This window comes from Pseudomonas sp. EL_65y_Pfl1_R83 (genome assembly GCF_963970695.1).
Lineage (GTDB): Bacteria > Pseudomonadota > Gammaproteobacteria > Pseudomonadales > Pseudomonadaceae > Aquipseudomonas > Aquipseudomonas tritici.
The window spans coordinates 1-21,315 of sequence record NZ_CAXAQI010000014.1 but is presented as its reverse complement, the minus strand read 5'-3'; the positions used below and the strand labels follow the sequence as shown (position 1 = coordinate 21,315).

Below are 21,315 nucleotides of genomic sequence, written 5' to 3'. Positions count from 1 at the left end.
GTCAGTCGATGCATGTGTGACTGATACACTGCATTCGCGAGCAAGCCCGCTCCCACATTGGTTAGCGGCGCCTTGAAAGTCTTTAATATTCTGAGAGTTTCTCATTGGCCCACCCCGCCCAACGCCGTTGGTACCTGCCAGTCTTCACCGTCGCTGCCCTGGTGCTGCTGCCGCTGAGCGTGATGTTGCTGTCCTGGCAGAACATCGATGCGCAGATCTGGTCCCACCTCTGGGAAACCCAGATGCCGCGCCTGCTGGGCAACACCCTCACCCTGGTGTTGGGCGTCGGTGTCGGTGTGACCTTGTTGGGCGTCAGTCTGGCCTGGTTGACCAGCCTCTGCGAATTCCCCGGACGGCGCTGGCTCGATTGGGCGCTGATGTTGCCCTTCGCCATTCCCGCGTACGTGCTGGCTTTCGTGTTTGTGGGCCTGCTGGATTTTGCCGGCCCGGTGCAAACCCTGCTGCGCGAATGGTTCGGCAGCGGCCTGCGCCTGCCGCGCGTGCGCTCGACCAGTGGTGTGATCATCGTGCTGGTGCTGGTCTTTTACCCGTATGTGTATTTGCTGGCGCGCACGGCGTTCCTGGCCCAGGGCAAAGGCCTCATGGAAGCGGCGCGGGTGCTGGGGCAATCGCCATGGCGAGCGTTCTGGCACGTGGCCCTGCCCATGGCGCGGCCGGCGATTGGTGCCGGGGTGGCGTTGGCATTGATGGAGACGCTTGCGGATTTCGGTGCGGTCTCGGTGTTCAACTTCGATACATTCACCACCGCCATCTACAAGACCTGGTATGGCTTCTTCAGCCTTTCCAGCGCGGCACAGTTGGCCAGCCTGTTGCTGCTGGTGGTGATGTTGGTGCTGTACGGTGAACGTCGCGCACGCGGTGCCAGCCGGCCGAGTAATGAGCGGCCGCGGGGCAAGGCGCTGTATCACTTGCGTGGGCTCAAGGCAGCAGCGGCCAGCGGCTGGTGCGGGCTGGTGTTCGCCTGTGCGTTTGTCATCCCGATGCTGCAACTGGTCGTCTGGTTCTGGCAGCGCGGCCGCTTCGACTTGGATGAGCGCTATTCGGGCCTGATCGTCCACACGCTCTACTTGGGCGGCATCGCAGCGTTGATCACCGTAAGCGTGGCGTTGGTGCTGGCATTTGCCAACCGCCTGGCGCCGACCCGGGCGATCCGCTCCGGCATCAGCCTGGCCAATGTTGGCTATGCTTTGCCGGGCTCGGTGCTGGCGGTATCGCTCATGTTGGCGTTCAGTTATCTGGATCGTGAGCTGGTGGTGCCGCTGTCTGGTTGGCTCGGTGGTGCGGGCAAGCCGTTGCTGCTGGGCAGCCTGTCGGCATTGGTGCTGGCTTACTTGGTGCGTTTCCTGGCGGTGGCCTATGGGCCGCTGGAAAACAGCCTGGCGCGCATCCGCCCGTCTTTGCCGGAAGCAGCACGCAGTCTGGGCGTCAGTGGCCCGCGACTGTTTTGCAAAGTGTATCTGCCGTTGTTGCTGCCGGGTACCTTGAGTGCAGCGCTGCTGGTGTTTGTCGACGTGCTCAAGGAAATGCCCGCCACCTTGCTGATGCGCCCGTTCGGCTGGGACACCCTGGCGGTTCGGATTTTCGAAATGACCAGCGAAGGCGAGTGGGCACGGGCCTCTTTGCCGGCGTTGACCCTGGTGCTGGTGGGCCTGTTACCGGTAATCGGGCTGATCCGACGCTCTGCCCGGCAAATCGGTTAGGTGCCAGTCCTACAGCTTGCAGCTACAATGCGCGGCATTCGGTGCGGCCCGTCTTTCGGGTCGAGTCGCTGGGCGTGGCTGCGGGCCTTGTAATTCAAGGTGTTTGGCACGAACGGCAACGCTGCGCACCTTCGCCACGCCCGGAAGGAGAAACCCATGGGACAGCGTACGCCTCTGTACGACCTGCATCTCGCCCTCGGCGCGAAAATGGTCGATTTTGGCGGTTGGGATATGCCTCTGCACTACGGCTCTCAAGTTGAAGAACACCACCAGGTGCGACGCGACTGCGGGGTGTTCGATGTATCTCATATGACCGTGATCGATGTCAGCGGCCCCCAGGCCAAGGAATGGCTGCAGTATTTGCTGGCCAATGATGTCGAACGTCTGCATGGCTGCGGCCGTGCGTTGTACAGCGCCATGCTCAACGAAAAGGGCGGCGTGGTGGACGATATGATTGTCTACCGCACCGAGGACGCTTATCGGCTGGTGGTCAACGCAGCCACCCGCGATCAGGACATGGCGTGGATGCACGCGCAACTGGGCAATTACCAGGTGCAGCTGCATGAGCGCCCTGAGTTGGCCATGCTCGCCATCCAAGGCCCCCATGCCCGGCAGAAGATTGCCGAGCTGGTCACCCAGTCTCGCAGCATGCTGATTCACCAGCTCAAGCCCTTCGAAGGCCACGCCGATGGCGATTGGTTTATCGCGCGCACGGGCTACACCGGCGAAGATGGCCTGGAGATTGTCCTGCCTGCTGATCAGGCGCCAGGCTTTTTCAACGACCTGGTGGGCGCGGGGATTTCACCCATCGGTCTCGGCGCCCGGGATACCCTTCGCCTGGAGGCTGGCATGAACCTGTATGGTCAGGACATCCACCAGGACGTTTCGCCCCTGGCATCGAACATGGCCTGGAGTATTGCCTGGAAACCTGCCGAGCGAAATTTCATTGGTCGCACCGCGCTGGAAGCGGAAAAAGCGGCGGGTGTGCAGTTCAAACTGGTCGGGCTGGTACTGGAGGAACGCGGGGTTCTGCGTGCTCACCAGGTGGTTCGTATCGCCAATATTGGCGAAGGGGAGATCACCAGTGGTAGTTTCTCTCCTACGCTGAGCAAATCCATTGCCCTGGCGCGTGTACCGACGGCCACCGCCGATCGGGCCGAAGTGGAAATCCGCGGCAAGTGGTACCCGGTTCGAGTGGTCAAACCGACCTTCGTGCGCCATGGCAAGACCTTGATCTAACCTATTCCCGGCAGGCCGAAGGCCGCTGACATTACTTCTTGAGGACACAGACTATGAGCGATATCCCTGCCGACCTGCGTTTTGCCGAAAGCCACGAATGGGCACGCCTGGAAGCTGACGGCACCGTGACCGTCGGGATCTCCGACCATGCCCAGGAAGCGTTGGGTGATGTGGTGTTTGTTGAACTGGCTGAAGTTGGCGCTACGTTTGAAGCCGAAGGCCAGGCGGGGGTGGTTGAGTCGGTGAAGGCTGCTTCGGATATCTACGCCCCGGTTGCAGGCGAAGTGATTGCAGTCAATGAGGAGCTGAGCGGTAGCCCTGAACTGCTGAACTCCGACCCGTACGGCGCGTGGATCTTCAAGCTCAAGCCAAGCAACCCGACTGATCTGGAAAAACTGCTGGATGCGGCCGGTTACAAAGCCGCCATCGGCGAGTAAACGCAAAGAGTTACAACAATGCAAATCAGTGTGGGAGCTGGCTTGCCTGCGATTGCATCACCTGGGTATCACTGATACACCGAGGTGCCGGCATCGCAGGCAAGCCAGCTCCCACATTTGGTTGTGGTGAGCCAGATTTTTCAGCTCGCTTTCAAGACGGCCTTCACGGCTGCCACCGACCGCTCCACATCCGCCTCTGTCATCGCCGTAAACATCGGCAATGACACGATCAAACGCCCTACCTTTTCCGCCACCGGAAACATGCCTTCCTTGAACCCCTGCGCCCGATAAAGGCTTAGCAGATGGATCGGCGGGTAGTGATAGCCAATGCCGACGCCGCGGGCCTGCATCTGCTCCATGAATGTGGCGCGTGCCGGCAGACCGTCCTGACGCTCCGGCAGCACCAGTTGGAACAGGTGCCAGTTGCTGTTTTCGAAATCAGCCGGCGGCAGTTGCGCGCCGTATTGCGCTTCAAAGTCATCGCCAAAGCATTTGAAGTAGTGCCGCGCCAGGTTCTGGCGGTGAGCGGTGATCTTTTCGATATGGGCAAATTGCCCCAAGCCGATGGCTGCGGCGATGTCGGTCATGTTGAACTTGCCACCCAGCACATCCACATCCAGGCCGTCGAAGCCAGTGCGGGTAACGCCTTGCAGGCGGTATTTTTCTGCCAGCCGCGCTTCTTCGGCATTGTTCAACACAAGGCAGCCGCCTTCGGAAGAGGTGATGTTCTTGTTGGCCTGGAAGCTGAACGACACAAAATCCCCGGTGGCGCCGATACGCTCGCCATCCCAGCTTGAACCCAGCGCCTGGGCAGCATCCTCGACGATACGCAGGTTGTACTTGTTGGCCAGTGCATACAGCATCGGCATGTCCGGGGGTAGGCCAGCGAGGTACACCGGGATGATAGCCTTGGTGCGCGGGGTAATCGCAGCCTCCACCTGGGCCAGGTCGATATTGCGGGTAATCGGGTCAATATCGGCAAACACTGGCTTAGCGCCGACTTCCAGGATCACGTTGGCTGTGGCAACCCAGGAGATCGGCGTGGTGATGACTTCATCGCCCGGCCCGATACCGGCAATGCGCAAGGCAATCTCCATGGTGCAGGTGCCCGAGTTGAAGGTACGCACCGGGCGGCCGCCAAAGTATTCAGATAACTGAGCCTCAAATGCCTGCACTTTCGGCCCGCTGGTGATCCAGCCCGAGCGCAATACATCGCCAACCGCCGAGATGGTGGCTTCGTCAATGGTAGGTTTGGAAAACGGCAGGAAGGGCTGTTGGCTCATGACGACGAAGGCATCCGTTTCAGATTGGCGATGAGTAGGCGAGGTATCAGTACCGGCATGGTTGCACGGGCTGACTGAATATAGCCTGTCGTCCGTGAATGAATTGTCATACTGCGGGTTAAAACGCGGGCAATAAAATGCCGCTTCAGCAGCGGCATTTTTCAGAGCGATGAAATCACTCGGTAACGGCGTTTTTCGCGAGGATGGCGTTGGCCAGTTCCATATCCGTGGCCTGCAGGCCAGGGTTATCGGCGCGGACTTTCTGCATTGCGGCTTCCAGGTATGGACCACGGATGCCGCCGTCGCTGGCAACAAAGCTGCCGGCGTCGTCTTGCGCGGCAACCACCAGCTTGTGGTCCTTGAACGTCAGGTACGTCGAGCCGGTAGTGGCGCCCGACGAGATGATATTGCGCCAGAAACTGTCGGCCATGGCTGAACCGACAGGGAAGGAAAGCACAGCAAGGGTTGCGACAGCATATTTGAGACGCATGATGGGTGACTCCGGTGGGTTATCTGTGAATTATGATTGTAGATAGCCCAGCCGAGTTCCATCACTGACTAAACAGTTTCAACCTTTAACACCACGCCCTCCTGGCTGACCACCCGGACTTGGGCGCCTATAGGGCTGTCCGGGCCGGTCACCATCCACACGCCATCGCCGACCTTCACTTTGCCCCGGCCGTCCACGATCGCCTGATGCACGATAAACGTGCGGCCGATAAGCGCCGAGCCGCGTTCGTTCAGCCCGGGCTGGTCACTCGCCTTGGCGCTGCTGCGCTGACGCTTCCACCAATACACCGCGGTCAGGATCGACAACACGGCAAACAGTAGCAACTGCCACTCCAGCCCCAGGGGCGGCACCAGGAATTTGATCACGCCCACGGCAGCCGCTGCGATACCCATCCACAACAGATACCCACCGGCGCCAAATACTTCAAGGATCAACAGCACCGTACCCAGTGCCAGCCAATCCCAAAACGACAAATGCTGCAGGAAATCCCACATTGTGCTGGCCTCAGCCTTTCTTGTTGTCGAACGTTGCCTTGACGATCTCGCCGATACCGCCGACCGCACCGATCACCTGGCTGGCTTCCAGCGGCATCAGGATGACCTTGCTGTTGTTGGCCGACGCCAGCTTGCCCAGGGCGTCGATGTATTTTTGCGCGACGAAGTAGTTGATGGCTTGAACGTTACCGGTGGCGATCGCCTCGGAAACGACTTGAGTCGCACGAGCCTCAGCTTCAGCCTGACGCTCACGGGCTTCAGACTCCAGGAACGCAGCTTGGCGCCCACCTTCGGCCTCAAGAATTTGTGCCTGCTTCTTGCCTTCTGCTGTCAGGATCGCCGACGCCCGCAGGCCTTCGGCCTCCAGGATCTGCGCACGCTTGATCCGCTCGGCTTTCATCTGGCCCGACATTGCTGCCATCAGGTCGGCGGGTGGGCTGATGTCCTTGATCTCGATACGGGTGATCTTGATGCCCCATGGCGCGGTAGCTTCATCAACGGTGCGCAACAGTTTTTCGTTGATACCGTCACGCTGGCTGAGCATGGCGTCCAGCTCCATGGAGCCGAGCACAGTACGGATATTGGTTTGCAGCAGGTTGCGGATGGCGTGTTCGAGGTTATTGACCTCATAAGCCGCCTGGGCGGTGTTGACCACCTGGAAGAAGCACACGGCGTCGATCTGCACGGCGGCGTTGTCGGCTGTGATCACTTCCTGGGGCGGGATGTCCAGCACGCTTTCCATCACGTTGATCTTGCGACCAATGCGGTCCATGACCGGGATGATGATGTTCAGGCCAGGTTTGAGGGTGTTGGTGTAGCGGCCAAAACGCTCGACCGTCCACTGGTACCCTTGGGGTACGACCTTGAAGCCCATGAGCAGGATGGCGATGGCCAAGCCCACAAAAAGAAGCAGTACGGTTCCGATCTGCATAGCGATTCCCTATCTGATGGTGTCAGTGAAACGACGTTCGGCCGATTGTAACGGTGTTGTCACCGATAAGAACGGTTTCACCGCGTAACAAACAAAGGATTTGTTACCGAATCCCCAGGGGTCACCCGCAATACTTCCGCCATGGTGGTCAGCCCCGCTTCGACTTTTTGCATACCAGCGCTGCGCAGGCTGCACATGCCTTGTGCAACCGCTGCCTGGCGCAGGCCCTGCACGTCGGCGCCGGGCGTGATCAGCGCCTTGAGTTCTTCGTTCAATACCATGATTTCGTAAACGCCGGCTCGCCCCCGAAAACCACTGTTTCGGCATTCAACGCACCCGACGGCCTCATGAACCTCACCCAGCGCACGTTTGCAGTGAGGGCACAAAACCCGCACCAACCGCTGCGCCATTACGCCGAGCAAGGTGGCCTTGATCAAATAGTGAGCAATGCCTAGCTCCTGCAAGCGGCTGATAGCGCTGGGTGCATCGTTGGTATGCAGTGTGGATAGCACCAAATGCCCGGTCAGCGCGGCCTGGATCGCCATTTCAGCGGTTTCCTGGTCGCGGATTTCACCGATCATGATGATGTCCGGGTCCTGGCGCAGCAGGGCGCGGATGGCGCTGGCAAAGGTCAGGTCGATGTTGTGTTGCACCTGCATCTGGTTGAACGCGGGTTCGACCATCTCGATCGGGTCTTCCACGGTGCACAGGTTAACCTCCCGGGTCGCCAGTTGCCTGAGCGTGGTGTACAGGGTGCTGGTCTTGCCCGAACCCGTAGGGCCGGTGACCAGGATGATGCCGTTGGCCTGGCCAGTCATGGCGAGCCAGCGTTGTTGGTCCTCACTGGACAGGCCTAACTGGTCAAAGCCCTTGAGCAGCACCTGAGGGTCGAAAATCCGCATCACCAGTTTCTCGCCAAATACTGTCGGCAGGGTGGAAAGACGCAGCTCGACTTCCGCCCCCGCCGGGCTTTTGGTTTTGACCCGGCCATCCTGTGGCCTGCGTTTTTCCGCCACGTTCATGCGGCCCAGGCTCTTCAGGCGGCTGACCACGGCCATCGTGACCTGGGACGGAAACTGATAGACGTCATGCAGCAGCCCATCGATGCGAAAGCGCACACGGCCCTGTTCACGGCACGGTTCAATATGGATATCACTGGCGCGCTGGGCAAAGGCGTACTGCAGCAGCCAGTCGACGATATTGACGATATGCGCGTCGTTGGCATCAGGCTCCTGGTCGCTGGCGCCAAGGTTGAGCAGGTCCACATGGCCAGGCGCCGCGACCTTTTGATCGGCGCCGCTGACGGACTTCGCCAGTCGGTAAAACTCGCCGATACAGCGGGCGATGTCCTGGGGGTTGGCGACCACTCGCTTGATCGAGCGCTTGAGCACCTGGGCGAGCCCAGCTTCCCAACTGATGACGTGGGGCTGGGCGCTGGCGACGGTGACGGTCTGTGCGTCCACCGCCACCGCCAGTATGGCGTGGCGTTGAGCGAAGGCGTGGGACATCAGCGGCACGACCGTCCCCACGTCGATCTTCAGCGGGTCGATACGCAAGTAAGGTTGCCCTGCATGCTGGGCAAGCCATTCGGTCAGGGTTTCCAGGTTGGGGCCAAGGGCTGCGATGCTTTCCAAGGGATGCTGGGTGTTACTGGCCGGTAGCGCCGACAAGCGTTGCGCAACCTCGGGTGTGATCAGTTTTCCGTCGACCAAAGCCGGCAACAGCTGATGCAACTCCAAACGTTGGTCAACGGGCATGAAGATTTTCCTGGGGGCAGTGGGCGTAAATCCCAGGCTAGCCAGCCCCTGAATATTTGCCTCCCAGGGTGTATTGCAGCTTTTTACCGAGCGCCCGCCACCATCGTTTGAAGCCCCGTAGAGTCTGCCGACCACACATCCAACTCGCACACGTTGATCAGGTTTCGAATCTTTTCACCGATCACCTGGGCGCGGTGCCAGCTCAGGCCGTCCATCACGATGCCGATGTTCAGCACGTCATCCTCCCTATTCACTGTGACGTATCGCGGTGTCAAAAACTGCATCGCGAAATAGTTGAGCACTCGGCACAGCGCATCCGGCTCCGCCTCGGCGACGATCTGGTAATGCGCCTGGCAATGGGCGTTGTTGGTGGACCACGCATCGGTGCGAGTGACAGGGTGAGTGGTTTCGACGGCGTGCATGGGAAATCTCCGGATTTGACTGGAGAAATTTTTACATTTGCCCTGGGAGATTTTTTATCTAAGATGCGCCTGTTTTGCGAATAATCGAATCAATCAATTCAAGATAAGCACCTTATAAGGTATTTCTATGCACAGCGAGCTGGACGCCTATGACCGCCGTATCCTGGCCCTGCTGCAAGAAGACGCCTCGCTCTCCAGTGCGCAAATTGCCGAGCAGGTGGGCCTGTCCCAGTCGCCGTGCTGGCGGCGCATCCAGCGGCTCAAGGAAGAGGGGGTGATCCGCGGCCAGGTCACCTTGCTCGATCGCAAGAAGATCGGTCTCAACACGCAGATATTCGCCGAGGTCAAACTCAACGCCCACGGCCGTTCCAACTTCACTGAGTTCACCGAAGCGATTCGCGGCTTTCCGCAAGTGCTGGAATGTTATGTGCTGATGGGGGCGGTGGATTTTCTGTTGCGAATTGTCACTTCGGACATTGAAGCGTATGAGCGGTTTTTCTTCGAGAAGCTGTCGATGGTGCCGGGGATTCAGGAGGTCAATTCGATTGTGGCGCTATCCGAGATCAAGTCCACGACCAGCCTGCCAGTATTGCGCTGACCTTGTGGGAACGGGCTTGCTCGCGAAAGCAGCGTGTCAGTCACCGAATGTGTTTCTGATCCACCGCTTTCGCGAGCCAGCCCGCTCCCACACTTTGACCGAGGCGTCCTTTAAATTACAGACGCAGCAAAGTCTTCCAGGCACGGTTCTGATACACCGCAATCGCCTGATGCATCCGCGCATCCAGCGACTCATCGGTGATCGGCTGGTTGGCCAGTTGCGCCAACTTGTTCAGCTCGCCATACAGGCGGTCCAGTTCCAGAATGTCGACCACGTTACGCGCATGGTGCAGCCAGGCCTGGATGCGTTCGATACGCGGCAGTTGCTCAGCCAGGTCTTCCGGTTGCTGCTGGTAGCGCGGCAATTGCAGGGCGACTGCATCGTCGGCCAGCAGGCGTGGCAGCCAGTTGGTGATTTGCGCAGCGCCCTGGCGGTTGCCACGCACATTGCGGTCGGCGGTCCAGGTGCGAGCCAGCAGCCAGCGCGAGGCGCTCAGTGAGAACTGGCCCCAGCGCACGTCTTCCAACTCTTCGACGAACTGCTCAGGCGCTGCTTTGCGGATGTCTTCATCGTCGTCACCGGCTTGTACCAGTGGGCGCCAGTCTTCCAGCAGGGCATCGAGTGCGCTGCGCAGTTCGCTGGTGGATTGACGCGGCGCGGCCTGGCCGAGGCTGCCGATCAGGGCGCGCAGTTCGCCGAGGGTGTCGACCCAGTCTTGCAACAGGCGCCAGTGGCCATTGAAACGGTATTGCTCGGCCAGGCGTTGGCTGCTGCCGAGCAGGTGCCACATGATCGCAGCGAAGGCATCGTCCAGCGGCATTTCGGCGTGGATCTGCGGCGCTGGCAGGCTCAACGAGTAGCTGCTGGCGTCATACAAGCGGTAGCCACGCTCGGCCTTGCTGATGTCGCAAGGCATCAGCGCCAGGGTCGCGGCTAGCTCGGCGGCGAGTTCCAGCAGGGCAGCCGGTTCGCCTTCGCGCAGTTCCAGTTCCAGCTCGCAGATTTCTTCTTTCTGCTTCCCAACCACCACGTGTCCCAGGTCCAAAGCGGCTTCGATCACCACCTTGGCTTTGCCACGGCCCCAGGCGATTTCGGCGCGTTCACGCACGAAGTCGGTGGTGAAGATCGGCTTGAGGGTCTTTTTGTCCAGCTCGGCCAGTTGCTCGGGCCAGCATTCGCCGTCGAGTTTCTTCACGTCGAGCTTGGCTTTGGGCAGGTCCCAGTTGTATTCGTTACGTTCCGACAAGCCGGCGACGCTCTGACCGCGGGTCTTGAGGGTCTGGATGATGTCGTCACCGTCCTTGCGCAGGCGCAGGGCGACTTTGGCCTGAGCCAGGTCGCGTTCGGGGGTGTCGAAATACTGGTTCATCAACTCACGGCGTTCCCAGCCACTTTTGTTGCGTTTTTTCAGTAGCGGGTGCTCACGCAGCGCGGCGAGTGTTTCGCGGCTGACGCGGAGCTTGATTTCGGTTTCTTTCTGCATGGCCGGAAAATCCAGGATCGGGAGCGCAGCCGGGAAAAAGAGTGGCTGCCAAGGTCGTGCAGTGTACAGGACTGAGCCCGGCAACGTGCCGCAACGGTTTATTGTGTCGTGCAGATGCCTTTATAGTGGGACTCATCCGGGAAGTTGGGAGACCGCGAATGCCATTACCGTCCATGAAAGAGCAATTCGCCGCATTGGTTGCCGCGCCGTCGGTCAGTTGCACCCAAGCGTCTCTCGACCAGACCAACCGCCCGGTGATCGACCTGCTTGCCACCTGGCTGGGCGATTTGGGTTTCGCCATTGACATCCAGCAGGTCAGCCCTGGCAAATTCAACCTGCTCGCCAGTTTCGGCAGCGGCCCCGGTGGCCTGGTGTTGGCCGGCCATAGCGATACCGTTCCTTATGACGCCGCGCTGTGGAAGACTGATCCGCTCAAACTGACGGAAGTCGACGGCCGCTGGGTAGGACTGGGCAGTTGTGACATGAAGGGCTTTTTTGCTCTGGCGATTGAGGCGGTGCTGCCGCTACTGGATCAACCGTTCAAGCAACCGCTGCTGATTCTCGCCACCTGCGATGAAGAAAGTTCCATGTCCGGCGCCCGCGCGCTGGCCGAGGCAGGGCGCCCGTTGGGCCGCGCGGCGGTGATCGGTGAACCGACCGGGCTCAAGCCGATCCGCCTGCACAAAGGCGTGATGATGGAGCGCATCGACATTCTCGGCCAGAGTGGCCATTCGTCGGACCCAAGCCTGGGCCACAGCGCCCTCGAAGCCATGCATGACGCCATGGGCGAACTGCGCGGGCTGCGCCTGGCCTGGCAACGTGAGTACCGCAATCCGCAATTCAGCGTGCCACAGCCGACCCTGAATTTTGGCTGCATCCATGGCGGGGACAACCCTAACCGCATCTGCGGCCAGTGTTCCCTGGAGTTCGACCTGCGGCCCTTGCCGGGCATGGACCCGCAGGTGTTGCGCGCGGCTATCCGGCACAAGCTTGAACCCTTGGCCGAGCGGCACAAGGTCAAGATCGACTACGCGCCGTTGTTCCCCGAAGTGCCGCCGTTTGAGCAAGCCGAAGACGCCGAGCTGGTGCGGGTTGCGCAACGATTGACCGGTCATCGTGCTGAAGCAGTGGCGTTCGGCACCGAAGCGCCTTATCTTCAGCGCCTTGGTTGTGAAACCCTGGTACTTGGCCCTGGCGACATCGCTTGCGCCCATCAGCCGGGCGAGTACCTCGAAATGTCACGCTTGACGCCTACAGTGCGTCTATTGCGGGAACTGATCGAACATTACTGCCTGAAGCCTGCATAAATTAACCTCTGCCCATTCGTACATAAGGAGAGTGAGCGTGTCGCCAAGCCTGTTCCGACGATAACCATCAGCCCGCTGTGCGCTTTCACGATTCATCCTTTTTCGGCTGCTTTTTATTACAGGCCCAGGTTCTATGCCCGACTACGTTAATTGGCTTCGTCACGCGTCCCCTTACATCAACGCCCACCGCGACTGCACTTTTGTAGTCATGCTGCCCGGCGATGGTGTGGAGCATCCGAACTTCGGCAATATCGTCCACGACCTGGTGCTGCTTCACAGCCTGGGGGTGCGACTGGTGCTGGTGCACGGTTCGCGCCCGCAGATCGAAGTGCGCCTCGAAGCGCGTGGCCTGACCCCTACTTACCACGAAGGCATGCGCATCACCGATGCGGCGACGCTGGAGTGTGTGATCGACGCGGTCGGCCACCTGCGTATCGCCATTGAAGCGCGCCTGTCGATGGACATGGCCTCGTCGCCGATGCAGGGCTCGCGCCTGCGCGTGACCAGCGGCAACTTCGTGACCGCGCGCCCTATCGGCGTATTGGATGGCGTGGACTATCACCACACCGGCGAAGTGCGCCGGGTCGACCGCAAGGGTATTAATCGCCTGCTGGACGAGCGCTCCATCGTGCTGTTGTCGCCGCTGGGGTATTCGCCCACTGGTGAGATCTTCAACCTGGCCTGCGAAGACGTCGCTACTCGCGCCGCCATCGACTTGGGTGCCGACAAGCTGCTGCTGTTCGGCGCCGACTTGGGCCTGATCGATGAAAATGGTCGCCTGGTGCGCGAACTGCGCCCGCAACAAGTGCCGGCCCACCTGCAGCGCCTGGGCAGCAACTACCAGGCCGAATTACTCGACGCCGCCGCAGAAGCTTGCCGGGGTGGAGTAGGGCGCAGCCATATCGTCAGCTACGCCGAAGACGGCGCTTTGCTCACCGAGCTGTTTACCCGTGACGGCGGCGGTACGCTGGTGGCCCAGGAGCAATTTGAACTGGTGCGCGAAGCGGCGATTGAAGACGTGGGCGGCTTGCTCGACCTGATCAGCCCGTTGGAAGAGCAGGGCATCCTGGTGCGCCGTTCGCGGGAAGTGCTGGAGCGTGAGATCGAGCAGTTCAGCGTGGTGGAGCGCGAGGGCATGATCATCGCTTGTGCAGCGCTGTATCAGATCGCAGATTCGGATGCAGGTGAGCTGGCGTGCCTGGCAGTGAACCCGGAATATCGCCACGGCGCGCGGGGTGATGTGTTGTTGGAACGCATCGAAACCCGAGCGCGGGCGCAAGGGTTGAAGACGTTATTTGTCCTCACCACCCGCACCGCCCACTGGTTCCGTGAGCGCGGTTTTGTGCCGAGCAGCGTGGACCGTCTGCCCTCGGCGCGGGCTTCGCTGTACAACTATCAGCGTAATTCGAAGATTTTTGAGAAGGCCTTGTAGGCCCGATTTCGGCGGTCAAGCAGGTCAAAGTGTGAGAGGGGGGGGCTTGCTCCCGATGGCGGAGTGTCAGTCGATAGTACTTGACTGGCTCACCGCTATCGGGAGCAAGCCCCTTCTCATTTCTATCACTTCAGAAGTATTGATCAGAGCCGATACGATGGCAGGCACACCGTTAAATCAGCGGCTTTGACATCAAAAGAAAGTATTAGAGATACAAAAACTGTAACAAATTGACGGGAGGATGTGCGTTTCGCCATCATGGCGTCGCTTTTTTGATCGTGAGTGACGTATGAAAACGTACAGTCAGACTAAACGGTCTAAAAGTGCGCTGGTAAATACCCTTTAGGAATAGCTTTTGTAACGTTCAGCCATCGTAGGCTGGCTCGTACCACGAAAACTTTTATTCCTTAATCGTATAAAAAAGAATGAAGCAATTCTTTTTGGGTGTATGGAGACTCATTACCCTGCAGGGACCAAATCAACTGCGATTAGACGAAGGTAGTAGACACACAAGGTTACGATTGACTTGTCAGTCACTATGCGGTGCTAATCGCGCATCTGTGGATCGAGGGCGTCAGACCCGAGACCAAAGAACTACAAAAATTAGAAACGAGAGGAGCGGTACATGAAGAAGTCCACCTTGGCTTTGGCTGTAGCTTTGGGCGCCATCGCCCAGCACGCAGGCGCTGCCGGTTTTATCGAAGACAGCAAGGCAAGCGTCAGTTCCCGAACGTTGTATTTTGATAACGATCAGCGTGATGGTGGCGCGGATCAGCGCGAAACAGCCACAGGCTTGAAGTTCAACTACCAGTCTGGTTTCACTCAAGGCGTGGTTGGGTTTGGGATTGATGCACAGGCACTGGTGGGTTTCCACCTGGACGGCGGTCGTGGCCATCACCCAAACAGCAACTCCTTCGTTCCAAGCGACACCGACGGTTCTGCCGTAAGCAGTTGGAGCAGCGCGAGCGCCAACGTTAAGGCCCGCTTCTCCAAGACTGAAGCGCATTTGGGTGGCGCACTGGCTCCAAACCTGCCGATCCTGATTGCAAGCGACGGCCGTCTGCTTCCGCAAACCTTTGAAGGCGGCACCATCACCTCCAAAGAAATCGACAATGTGACCTTCAACGCCGGTCAACTTGAGCACGCCACTGGCCGTGCTTCGAGCAACAGCACCGGTTTGGCTGTCAACGGCGGTACGAAGGAAAGCAACCAGTTCCGTTTTGGTGGCGCTGACTGGAAGGTCACTAAAGACCTGACCCTGCAGTACTACTACTCGAATCTGGAAGACTACTACAAGCAGCAGTTCCTCGGTCTGGTGCACGTTTACCCGATCAGCGAAGGTCAATCGTTCAAGACCGATTTGCGCTACTTCGACAGCAGCTCCGATGGCAAGAATGGTCAAGCTGGGTACCGCTTCAACAACAACGGTGGCTACGCTAAGAACACTGGCGAGGTTGATAACAAAACCTGGAGTGCCATGTTCACCTACGCCTTGGGTGGCAGTGCTTTCATGGTCGGCCATCAGCGCGTCAACGATGACGGCGGTTTTGTTTGGCTGAACCAAGGTAGCGTCGTTGACGGTAACGGCCGTAACGAGGGTGCTGGTGGTTCAAGCTTCTATCTGTTCACCGACAGCATGATCAACTCCTTCGTTCGCGCGGGTGAAAACACTACCTTCGGTCAATACTCGTATGACTTCGCTGCGCTGGGTGTTCCAGGTCTGAAAACCTCGATTGCCTATCTGCATGGTGACAACATCAAAGCCAGCAACGGCAGCGGTGATCAATCCGAGTGGGAACGCGACATGCGTATCGACTACACCGTTCAGCAAGGCGCGCTTAAGGGCTTCGGTACCACGCTGCGCCACGGTGCTTATCGTGGTAGCGGTACAGGCATCCAGGACCAGGATCAGACCCGTCTGATCTTCAACTACACTTATAGCTTCCTGTAAGACTAAGTGAAGTAGTTGAAAAAAAACCTCGCGCTCGCGCGAGGTTTTTTGCTTTTTCACAAGTCGGGCTCACCCCCGTAAGCCCTTCCTGAATTCCCTCTTTAGTACAACGTCTCAAGGCCTTCTCGAACCTTGAAATCGATGTTGCTCCTCGCTCGTCACGACGTCCAATGAACAGATTTTTAATATTCTTTTATGATCTATATAGATCGGTATTTATTCTTTTAAAGTAATCCGTAACCCATGCACAGTGGGCTCCATAGCACTCGCTAGGAGCCACACCATGAGCCTAAGAATGGGCGACATCGCCCCCGACTTCGAACAGGACTCCAGCGCCGGCATGCCCAGCGCGGCGTCAAGGCGATTGCCCTGTCGGTCGACCCGGTGGACTCGCTGCAGCTGACCGACAACCACAAGGTCGCCACCCCGGCCAACTGGCAGGACGGTGATGAGGTGGTGATCGTGCCGTCGCTAAAGGACAAGGAAGAGATCAAGAAGCGCTTTGCGAAGGGGTATCGCGCGGTGAAGCCGTATCTGCGGCTTGCCCCTCAGCCGAATCGTTAACGCAGGCCCAATGTGGGAGCGGGCTGCATTTCAAGTCTCACATAGCAGGGGTTTACAGGCCGTTTTTACGGCCTTTTTTTCGCCCGGAGATTCATAATCTGTATATGCATTTAAAGAATAAACAAATGAAAAAATAAGATTTAAAGATATATAAATCTGCTGATAAGGTCTGTTCCATCTTGGCGCCATCGCCACACAGCGAACCGCTGACACCTGCTCAAGGAAATCCTGCATGTTGGTCGTAACACTTGGAGGCAGTCCCAGCCAGCGTTCCCGCTCCGGGGTGTTGCTGGATAAAACCCGTCAGTGGTTGCAAGACAAAGGCGTGGAAGTGGTGAGTTACCAGATACGGGACTTCCCGGCTGAAGACTTGCTGCACGCTCGCTTCGACAGCCCCAAGGTCATCGACCTGCTGCAACAGGTGGCGAATGCGGATGGCCTTGTGATTGCCACGCCGGTCTACAAGGCTTCGTTTTCCGGCGCGCTGAAAACCGTGCTCGACCTGCTGCCCGAACGCGCCCTGGCCCACAAGATCGTATTGCCGATGGCGACTGGCGGCAGCATCGCCCACATGCTGGCGGTGGACTACGCCTTGAAGCCGGTGTTGTCGGCGCTGAAAGCCCAGGAATTGCTCCACGGCATTTTTGCCGAGGACAGCCAGATCGCTTATGCCGAAGGCAGCGTCCAGGCGCAGTTGGTGCCGGCGGTAGAACACCGTTTACACGAAGCCCTGGAGCAGCTTTACAGCGCCATGGCCCGTCGCCCGAAACCGCTGGACCCGCATGTATTGAATGAACGTTTGCTGAGTGCTCGCTGGAGCATTTAAGCGGTACCCGACATCAAGTCACACTCACCTTACTCAGCCGCCAACGGCCAAGCAGGTGCAGCCAAAACCCTATTCGCACATTTGGAGAGAGCGCCATGCGCACTGTCATCTTGCGTCGTGGTCTGGTCGCACTGTTTGCTGCGGCTGTGTCCTTCGGCGCCATTGTTCAAGCTCAAGCCGCCGAGACCTTGCGTATCGGTTACCAGAAGTACGGCACGTTGGTGCTGCTCAAAGCCAAGGGCACCCTGGAAAAACGCCTGGCCGCCCAAGGCGTGAACGTGCAATGGACCGAGTTTCCCGGTGGACCTCAATTGCTCGAGGGCCTGAACGTCGGCTCCATCGACTTCGGCGTGACCGGCGAAACCCCACCGGTGTTCGCCCAGGCGGCCGGTGCCGACTTGCTCTACGTGGCCTACGAGCCACCCGCGCCGACCAGCGAAGCGATCCTGGTGCCGAAAGACTCGCCGATCAAATCCGTGGCCGAGCTCAAGGGCAAGAAAATCGTGCTCAACAAAGGCTCCAACGTGCACTACCTGCTGGTACGTGCGCTGGAAGACGCCGGCCTGAAATACACCGACGTGCAGACCGTGTTCCTGCCGCCCGCCGATGCACGTGCCGCCTTTGAGCGTGGCAGCCTGGATGCGTGGGTGATCTGGGACCCGTACCAGGCCGCCGCCGAGAAACAACTGCAAGCGCGCACCCTGCGTGACGGTACCGGCATCGCCGACAACCATCAGTTCTATCTGGCGACCAAGCCGTACGCTGAAAAAAATCCGGAAGTGATCAAGGCTTTGATCGAAGAAGTGCGCGCCGTGGGCGAATGGTCCAAGGCCAACCCGCAGGAAGTGACTGAACAAGTCGCTCCGCTGCTCGGCCTGCCGGCTGACATCACCCTGACCTCGATGAAACGCCAAGGCTACGGTGCGCTGTTCCTGACCCCGCAAGTGGTCGCTGCCCAGCAGAAAATCGCCGACACCTTCTACCAACTCAAATTGATTCCCAAGCCCTTGAGCATCAAGGACGTGATCTGGACGCCACCCGCCGCCGTTGCCAAAGCGCCGTAATCCGATTTTTCAGGAGACAACTCCATGAGCCTCACTATTTTCTGGTTCCTGCCTACCCACGGTGACGGCCATTACCTTGGCACCGCCGAAGGCGCTCGCGCCGTCGACCACGGTTACCTGCAGCAAGTGGCCCAGGCTGCTGACCGCCTGGGGTTCGGTGGGGTGCTGATCCCTACCGGTCGCTCCTGCGAAGACTCGTGGCTGGTGGCTGCCTCGCTGATCCCGGTGACCCAGCGTCTGAAATTCCTTGTCGCGTTGCGCCCCGGGATCATTTCCCCGACGGTGGCCGCGCGTCAGGCCGCGACCCTGGACCGCCTCTCTGGCGGCCGTGCGTTGTTCAATCTTGTCACCGGTGGTGACCCGGAGGAATTGGCCGGCGACGGGCTGTTCCTCAGCCATGAAGAGCGCTACCAGGCCTCGGTGGAATTCACCCGCATCTGGCGCCGCGTGCTGGAAGGCGAAACCGTGGATTACGACGGCGAGCACATCAGCGTCAAAGGCGCCAGGCTGCTTTACCCGCCGATCCAGCAACCACGCCCGCCGCTGTACTTCGGCGGTTCCTCCGAAGCCGCCCAGGACCTGGCTGCCGAACAAGTGGAAATGGTGCTGACTTGGGGCGAGCCACCGGCTGCCGTCGCTGAAAAGATCGAACAGGTACGGGCCAAGGCCGCGAAGCTCGGGCGCACTGTGCGCTTTGGTATTCGCTTGCATGTGATTGTGCGTGAAACCAACGATGAGGCGTGGAAAGCCGCCGACAAACTGATCGCTCATCTGGACGACGACACCATTGCTCGTGCCCAGGCCTCCTTGGCGCGTTTCGATTCCGTCGGCCAGCAACGCATGGCTGCCTTGCATGGCGGCAACCGCGACGACCTCGAAGTCAGCCCCAATCTGTGGGCCGGCGTCGGCCTGGTCAGAGGCGGCGCGGGTACGGCACTGGTGGGCGATGGCCCAACGGTTGCGGAACGTGTGAAGGAATACGCAGCACTCGGCATCGACACGTTTATCTTCTCTGGTTACCCACACCTGGAAGAGTCGTATCGCGTCGCCGAGCTGCTGTTCCCACACCTGGATATCGAGCGTCCCGAGCTGCCGAAAAGCGCTGGGTACGTCAGCCCGTTCGGCGAGATGGTCGCCAACGACATCCTTCCCAACGCTGCGTCACAGAGCTGAGACAGCGCCATGAACTGTGAAAAACTAAGCCATCGTCTGGCGCCCTGGGTACTGCCGATTCTCTTGCTGGCGGTGTGGCAGTGGTCGGTGTCGGCGGGCGGGTTGTCGACGCGCATCCTGCCGGCCCCCAGCGCAGTGATTGCCGCCGGCGTCCACCTGGTGGCCAGCGGCGAAATCTGGACACACCTGGCCATCAGCGGCTGGCGTGCAGGCCTGGGTATTGTGATCGGCGGCAGCATCGGTCTGGCCCTGGGCTTTATCACCGGCCTGTCGAAGTGGGGCGAACGCCTGCTGGACAGCTCGGTGCAGATGATCCGCAACGTGCCGCACCTGGCGCTGATCCCGTTGGTAATCCTGTGGTTCGGCATCGACGAGACGGCGAAGATTTTCCTGGTTGCCCTTGGCACGCTGTTCCCGATCTACCTCAACACGTATCACGGCATCCGCAATGTCGACCCGGCGCTGGTGGAAATGTCGCGCAGCTACGGCTTGTCCGGGTTCAGCCTGTTCCGTCAGGTGATCCTGCCCGGCGCGCTGCCGTCGATCCTGGTGGGGGTGCGGTTTGCCCTGGGCTTCATGTGGCTGACGCTGATCGTGGCGGAAACCATCTCGGCCAGTTCCGGTATCGGTTACCTGGCGATGAACGCCCGTGAATTCCTGCAAACCGACGTGGTGGTACTCGCGATTGTGATGTACGCGATCCTCGGCAAGCTCGCCGACCTGGCCGCGCGTGGCCTGGAGCGTGTGTGGCTGCGCTGGCACCCGGCGTATCAAGTGAATAAAGGAGGTGCGGCATGACAGCTCAACAACCCCCGCGCCTGCTGAAGGGGACTCCCCTGGCGGTGCGCAAACTGCGAAAGGCTTTTGGTGCGCGCGAAGTGCTCAAGGAAATCGACCTGCACATTCCTGCCGGCCAGTTCGTAGCGGTAGTCGGTCGCAGCGGTTGCGGCAAAAGTACTCTATTGCGCTTGCTGGCTGGCCTGGACAAAGCCAGCGGCGGCGAACTGCTGGCCGGCTCTGCGCCGCTGAGCGAAGCGATTGAAGACACGCGGTTAATGTTCCAGGAAGCACGCCTGCTGCCATGGAAAAAGATCATCGACAACGTCGGCTTGGGTCTTAAAGGCAACTGGCGCCACAAAGCGTTAGACGCCCTGGAAGCAGTCGGCCTGGCCGAACGTGCCAATGAGTGGCCGGCGGCGCTGTCCGGTGGGCAGAAGCAACGCGTGGCCCTGGCGCGCGCCTTGATCCATCAACCGCGCCTGCTGTTGCTTGACGAGCCCTTGGGTGCGTTGGATGCCCTGACTCGTATCGAGATGCAGCAACTGATCGAAAACCTCTGGCACAAGCACGGCTTTACCGTGTTGCTGGTGACCCACGACGTCAACGAAGCCGTGGCCATTGCCGACCGGGTGATCCTGATCGAAGACGGCGAAATCGGCCTCGATCTGATCGTCGACCTGCCACGCCCACGGGCCCGCGGCTCGCATCGCCTGGCGGCGCTGGAAGCCGAAGTGCTCAACCGTGTGTTGTCGTTACCCGGCACGCCGCCGGAACCTGAACCTGTTTCACCGCTGCCTACGCAATTGCGTTGGGCTCAATAGAAAGAAGCAGCGGCAAGCTGCAAGGGAAAGCACGGTGCTTTTGCTTGCAGCTTGCAGCTTGTAGCTGGCAACTTGCAGCTAAATTCCACCCCAGGAGAAATCGTATGACTATTAAAGCCATCAACGTGCGTAACCAGTTCAAAGGCACGATCAAGGAAATCGTCGAAGGCGACGTGCTGTCGGAAATCGATGTGCAGACGGCGTCCGGCATCGTCACTTCGGTGATTACTACTCGCTCGGTCAAAGAGCTGGAGCTGGTGATTGGCAGCGAAGTGATTGCCTTTGTTAAGTCCACCGAGGTGTCGATTGCCAAGTTGTAATTGGCGTTTTTCTTGAGGCCGCTATCGCAGGCAAGCCCCCACATTTGACCGAGTTCCAGGGTTGGAATGCATTCAAATGTGGGAGGCCCCACTACATCTTCGACGTAGCGCTGTCGCGCATCAAACTGGTTCATCGTAAGGTTATAGAACGCGTGCGGGGCAAAGGCCGTAGCCAGCACTGGTGTGTCAGCACCCGAGTGG

General features: G+C 59.4%; 20 protein-coding genes and 1 pseudogene. 14 read left to right on the top strand and 7 right to left on the bottom strand.

The genetic code is table 11. The features are described from left to right. Positions 1-104 precede the first annotated feature (104 nt). From AACY08_RS19395 to gcvH, 3 genes are all read left to right on the top strand, one after another. Positions 105-1,721 (top strand): ABC transporter permease, encoded by a 1,617-nt coding sequence (locus AACY08_RS19395; protein ID WP_339470978.1) that lies wholly within the window; start codon positions 105-107, stop codon positions 1,719-1,721. Positions 1,722-1,877: 156 nt separating this feature from the next. Further along, positions 1,878-2,960 (top strand): glycine cleavage system aminomethyltransferase GcvT, encoded by a 1,083-nt coding sequence (gene gcvT / locus AACY08_RS19390; RefSeq protein WP_339470976.1) that lies wholly within the window; start codon positions 1,878-1,880, stop codon positions 2,958-2,960. A gap of 53 nt (positions 2,961-3,013) precedes the next feature. Further along, positions 3,014-3,397, top strand: coding sequence for a glycine cleavage system protein GcvH (gcvH, locus tag AACY08_RS19385; protein WP_065874433.1), 384 nt, complete (start codon positions 3,014-3,016; stop codon positions 3,395-3,397). A gap of 140 nt (positions 3,398-3,537) precedes the next feature. On the opposite strand, the gene AACY08_RS19380 is transcribed toward gcvH, so the two are convergent. The 6 genes from AACY08_RS19380 to AACY08_RS19355 all read right to left on the bottom strand — a co-directional run bounded on the left by AACY08_RS19380 (position 3,538) and on the right by AACY08_RS19355 (position 8,795). After that, positions 3,538-4,680 carry a DegT/DnrJ/EryC1/StrS family aminotransferase gene (locus AACY08_RS19380; RefSeq protein WP_339470974.1) on the bottom strand — a complete coding sequence of 381 codons (1,143 nt, stop codon included), beginning with the start codon at positions 4,678-4,680 and terminating at the stop codon, positions 3,538-3,540. A 175-nt stretch (positions 4,681-4,855) separates the two neighbouring features. Continuing rightward, positions 4,856-5,170 carry a DUF2388 domain-containing protein gene (locus tag AACY08_RS19375; protein ID WP_339470973.1) on the bottom strand — a complete coding sequence of 105 codons (315 nt, stop codon included), beginning with the start codon at positions 5,168-5,170 and terminating at the stop codon, positions 4,856-4,858. 68 nt (positions 5,171-5,238) lie between these two features. Beyond that, on the bottom strand, positions 5,239-5,685 hold the full coding sequence (locus tag AACY08_RS19370; protein ID WP_339470971.1) for an NfeD family protein: 447 nt from the start codon (positions 5,683-5,685) through the stop codon (positions 5,239-5,241). A gap of 10 nt (positions 5,686-5,695) precedes the next feature. After that, entirely contained in the window at positions 5,696-6,616 is a 921-nt protein-coding gene (locus AACY08_RS19365; protein WP_339436175.1) for an SPFH domain-containing protein, read from the bottom strand. A 77-nt stretch (positions 6,617-6,693) separates the two neighbouring features. After that, entirely contained in the window at positions 6,694-8,373 is a 1,680-nt protein-coding gene (locus AACY08_RS19360) for a GspE/PulE family protein (RefSeq protein WP_339470970.1), read from the bottom strand. Positions 8,374-8,456: 83 nt separating this feature from the next. Next, the gene (locus AACY08_RS19355) at positions 8,457-8,795 is read right to left on the bottom strand and encodes a hypothetical protein (protein ID WP_339470968.1); all 339 of its coding nucleotides are present in this window, start codon (positions 8,793-8,795) and stop codon (positions 8,457-8,459) included. A gap of 127 nt (positions 8,796-8,922) precedes the next feature. On the opposite strand from AACY08_RS19355, the gene AACY08_RS19350 reads away from it, so the two are divergent. Beyond that, positions 8,923-9,393: an Lrp/AsnC family transcriptional regulator gene (locus AACY08_RS19350; protein WP_305456475.1), complete on the top strand. Its 471-nt coding sequence runs from the start codon at positions 8,923-8,925 to the stop codon at positions 9,391-9,393. Positions 9,394-9,508: 115 nt separating this feature from the next. Here AACY08_RS19350 and AACY08_RS19345 read toward each other — a convergent pair whose 3' ends face one another. Next, complete coding sequence (locus AACY08_RS19345; RefSeq protein ID WP_339470965.1) at positions 9,509-10,876, bottom strand: CYTH domain-containing protein; 1,368 nt, start codon at positions 10,874-10,876, stop codon at positions 9,509-9,511. Between the two features lie 158 nt (positions 10,877-11,034). Here AACY08_RS19345 and argE point away from each other — a divergent pair, with 158 nt between their 5' ends. From argE to AACY08_RS19295, 10 genes and pseudogenes are all read left to right on the top strand, one after another. Then, positions 11,035-12,183, top strand: coding sequence for an acetylornithine deacetylase (gene argE, locus AACY08_RS19340; protein WP_339415190.1), 1,149 nt, complete (start codon positions 11,035-11,037; stop codon positions 12,181-12,183). 133 nt (positions 12,184-12,316) lie between these two features. After that, positions 12,317-13,615, top strand: coding sequence for an amino-acid N-acetyltransferase (gene argA / locus AACY08_RS19335; RefSeq protein WP_065891333.1), 1,299 nt, complete (start codon positions 12,317-12,319; stop codon positions 13,613-13,615). Between the two features lie 625 nt (positions 13,616-14,240). Next, positions 14,241-15,566, top strand: a complete 1,326-nt coding sequence (locus tag AACY08_RS19330) for an OprD family outer membrane porin (RefSeq protein ID WP_339470964.1) — start codon at positions 14,241-14,243, stop codon at positions 15,564-15,566. Positions 15,567-15,950: 384 nt separating this feature from the next. Then, positions 15,951-16,130, top strand: a pseudogene (locus tag AACY08_RS30595) (peroxidase); the annotation flags it as partial. Between the two features lie 232 nt (positions 16,131-16,362). After that, the gene (ssuE, locus tag AACY08_RS19320; RefSeq protein WP_339470963.1) at positions 16,363-16,956 is read left to right on the top strand and encodes an NADPH-dependent FMN reductase; all 594 of its coding nucleotides are present in this window, start codon (positions 16,363-16,365) and stop codon (positions 16,954-16,956) included. 95 nt (positions 16,957-17,051) lie between these two features. Next, entirely contained in the window at positions 17,052-18,020 is a 969-nt protein-coding gene (locus AACY08_RS19315) for a sulfonate ABC transporter substrate-binding protein (protein WP_339470962.1), read from the top strand. Positions 18,021-18,044: 24 nt separating this feature from the next. Then, positions 18,045-19,193 (top strand): FMNH2-dependent alkanesulfonate monooxygenase, encoded by a 1,149-nt coding sequence (gene ssuD, locus AACY08_RS19310; protein ID WP_339470960.1) that lies wholly within the window; start codon positions 18,045-18,047, stop codon positions 19,191-19,193. A 9-nt stretch (positions 19,194-19,202) separates the two neighbouring features. Continuing rightward, positions 19,203-19,991, top strand: a complete 789-nt coding sequence (gene ssuC / locus AACY08_RS19305; RefSeq protein ID WP_339470958.1) for an aliphatic sulfonate ABC transporter permease SsuC — start codon at positions 19,203-19,205, stop codon at positions 19,989-19,991. Next, positions 19,988-20,794: an aliphatic sulfonates ABC transporter ATP-binding protein gene (gene ssuB, locus AACY08_RS19300; protein WP_339470955.1), complete on the top strand. Its 807-nt coding sequence runs from the start codon at positions 19,988-19,990 to the stop codon at positions 20,792-20,794. Before ssuC ends, ssuB begins: the two co-directional genes overlap by 4 nt. 104 nt (positions 20,795-20,898) lie before the next feature. Then, positions 20,899-21,114 (top strand): TOBE domain-containing protein, encoded by a 216-nt coding sequence (locus AACY08_RS19295; RefSeq protein ID WP_003213899.1) that lies wholly within the window; start codon positions 20,899-20,901, stop codon positions 21,112-21,114. Positions 21,115-21,315 lie beyond the last annotated feature (201 nt).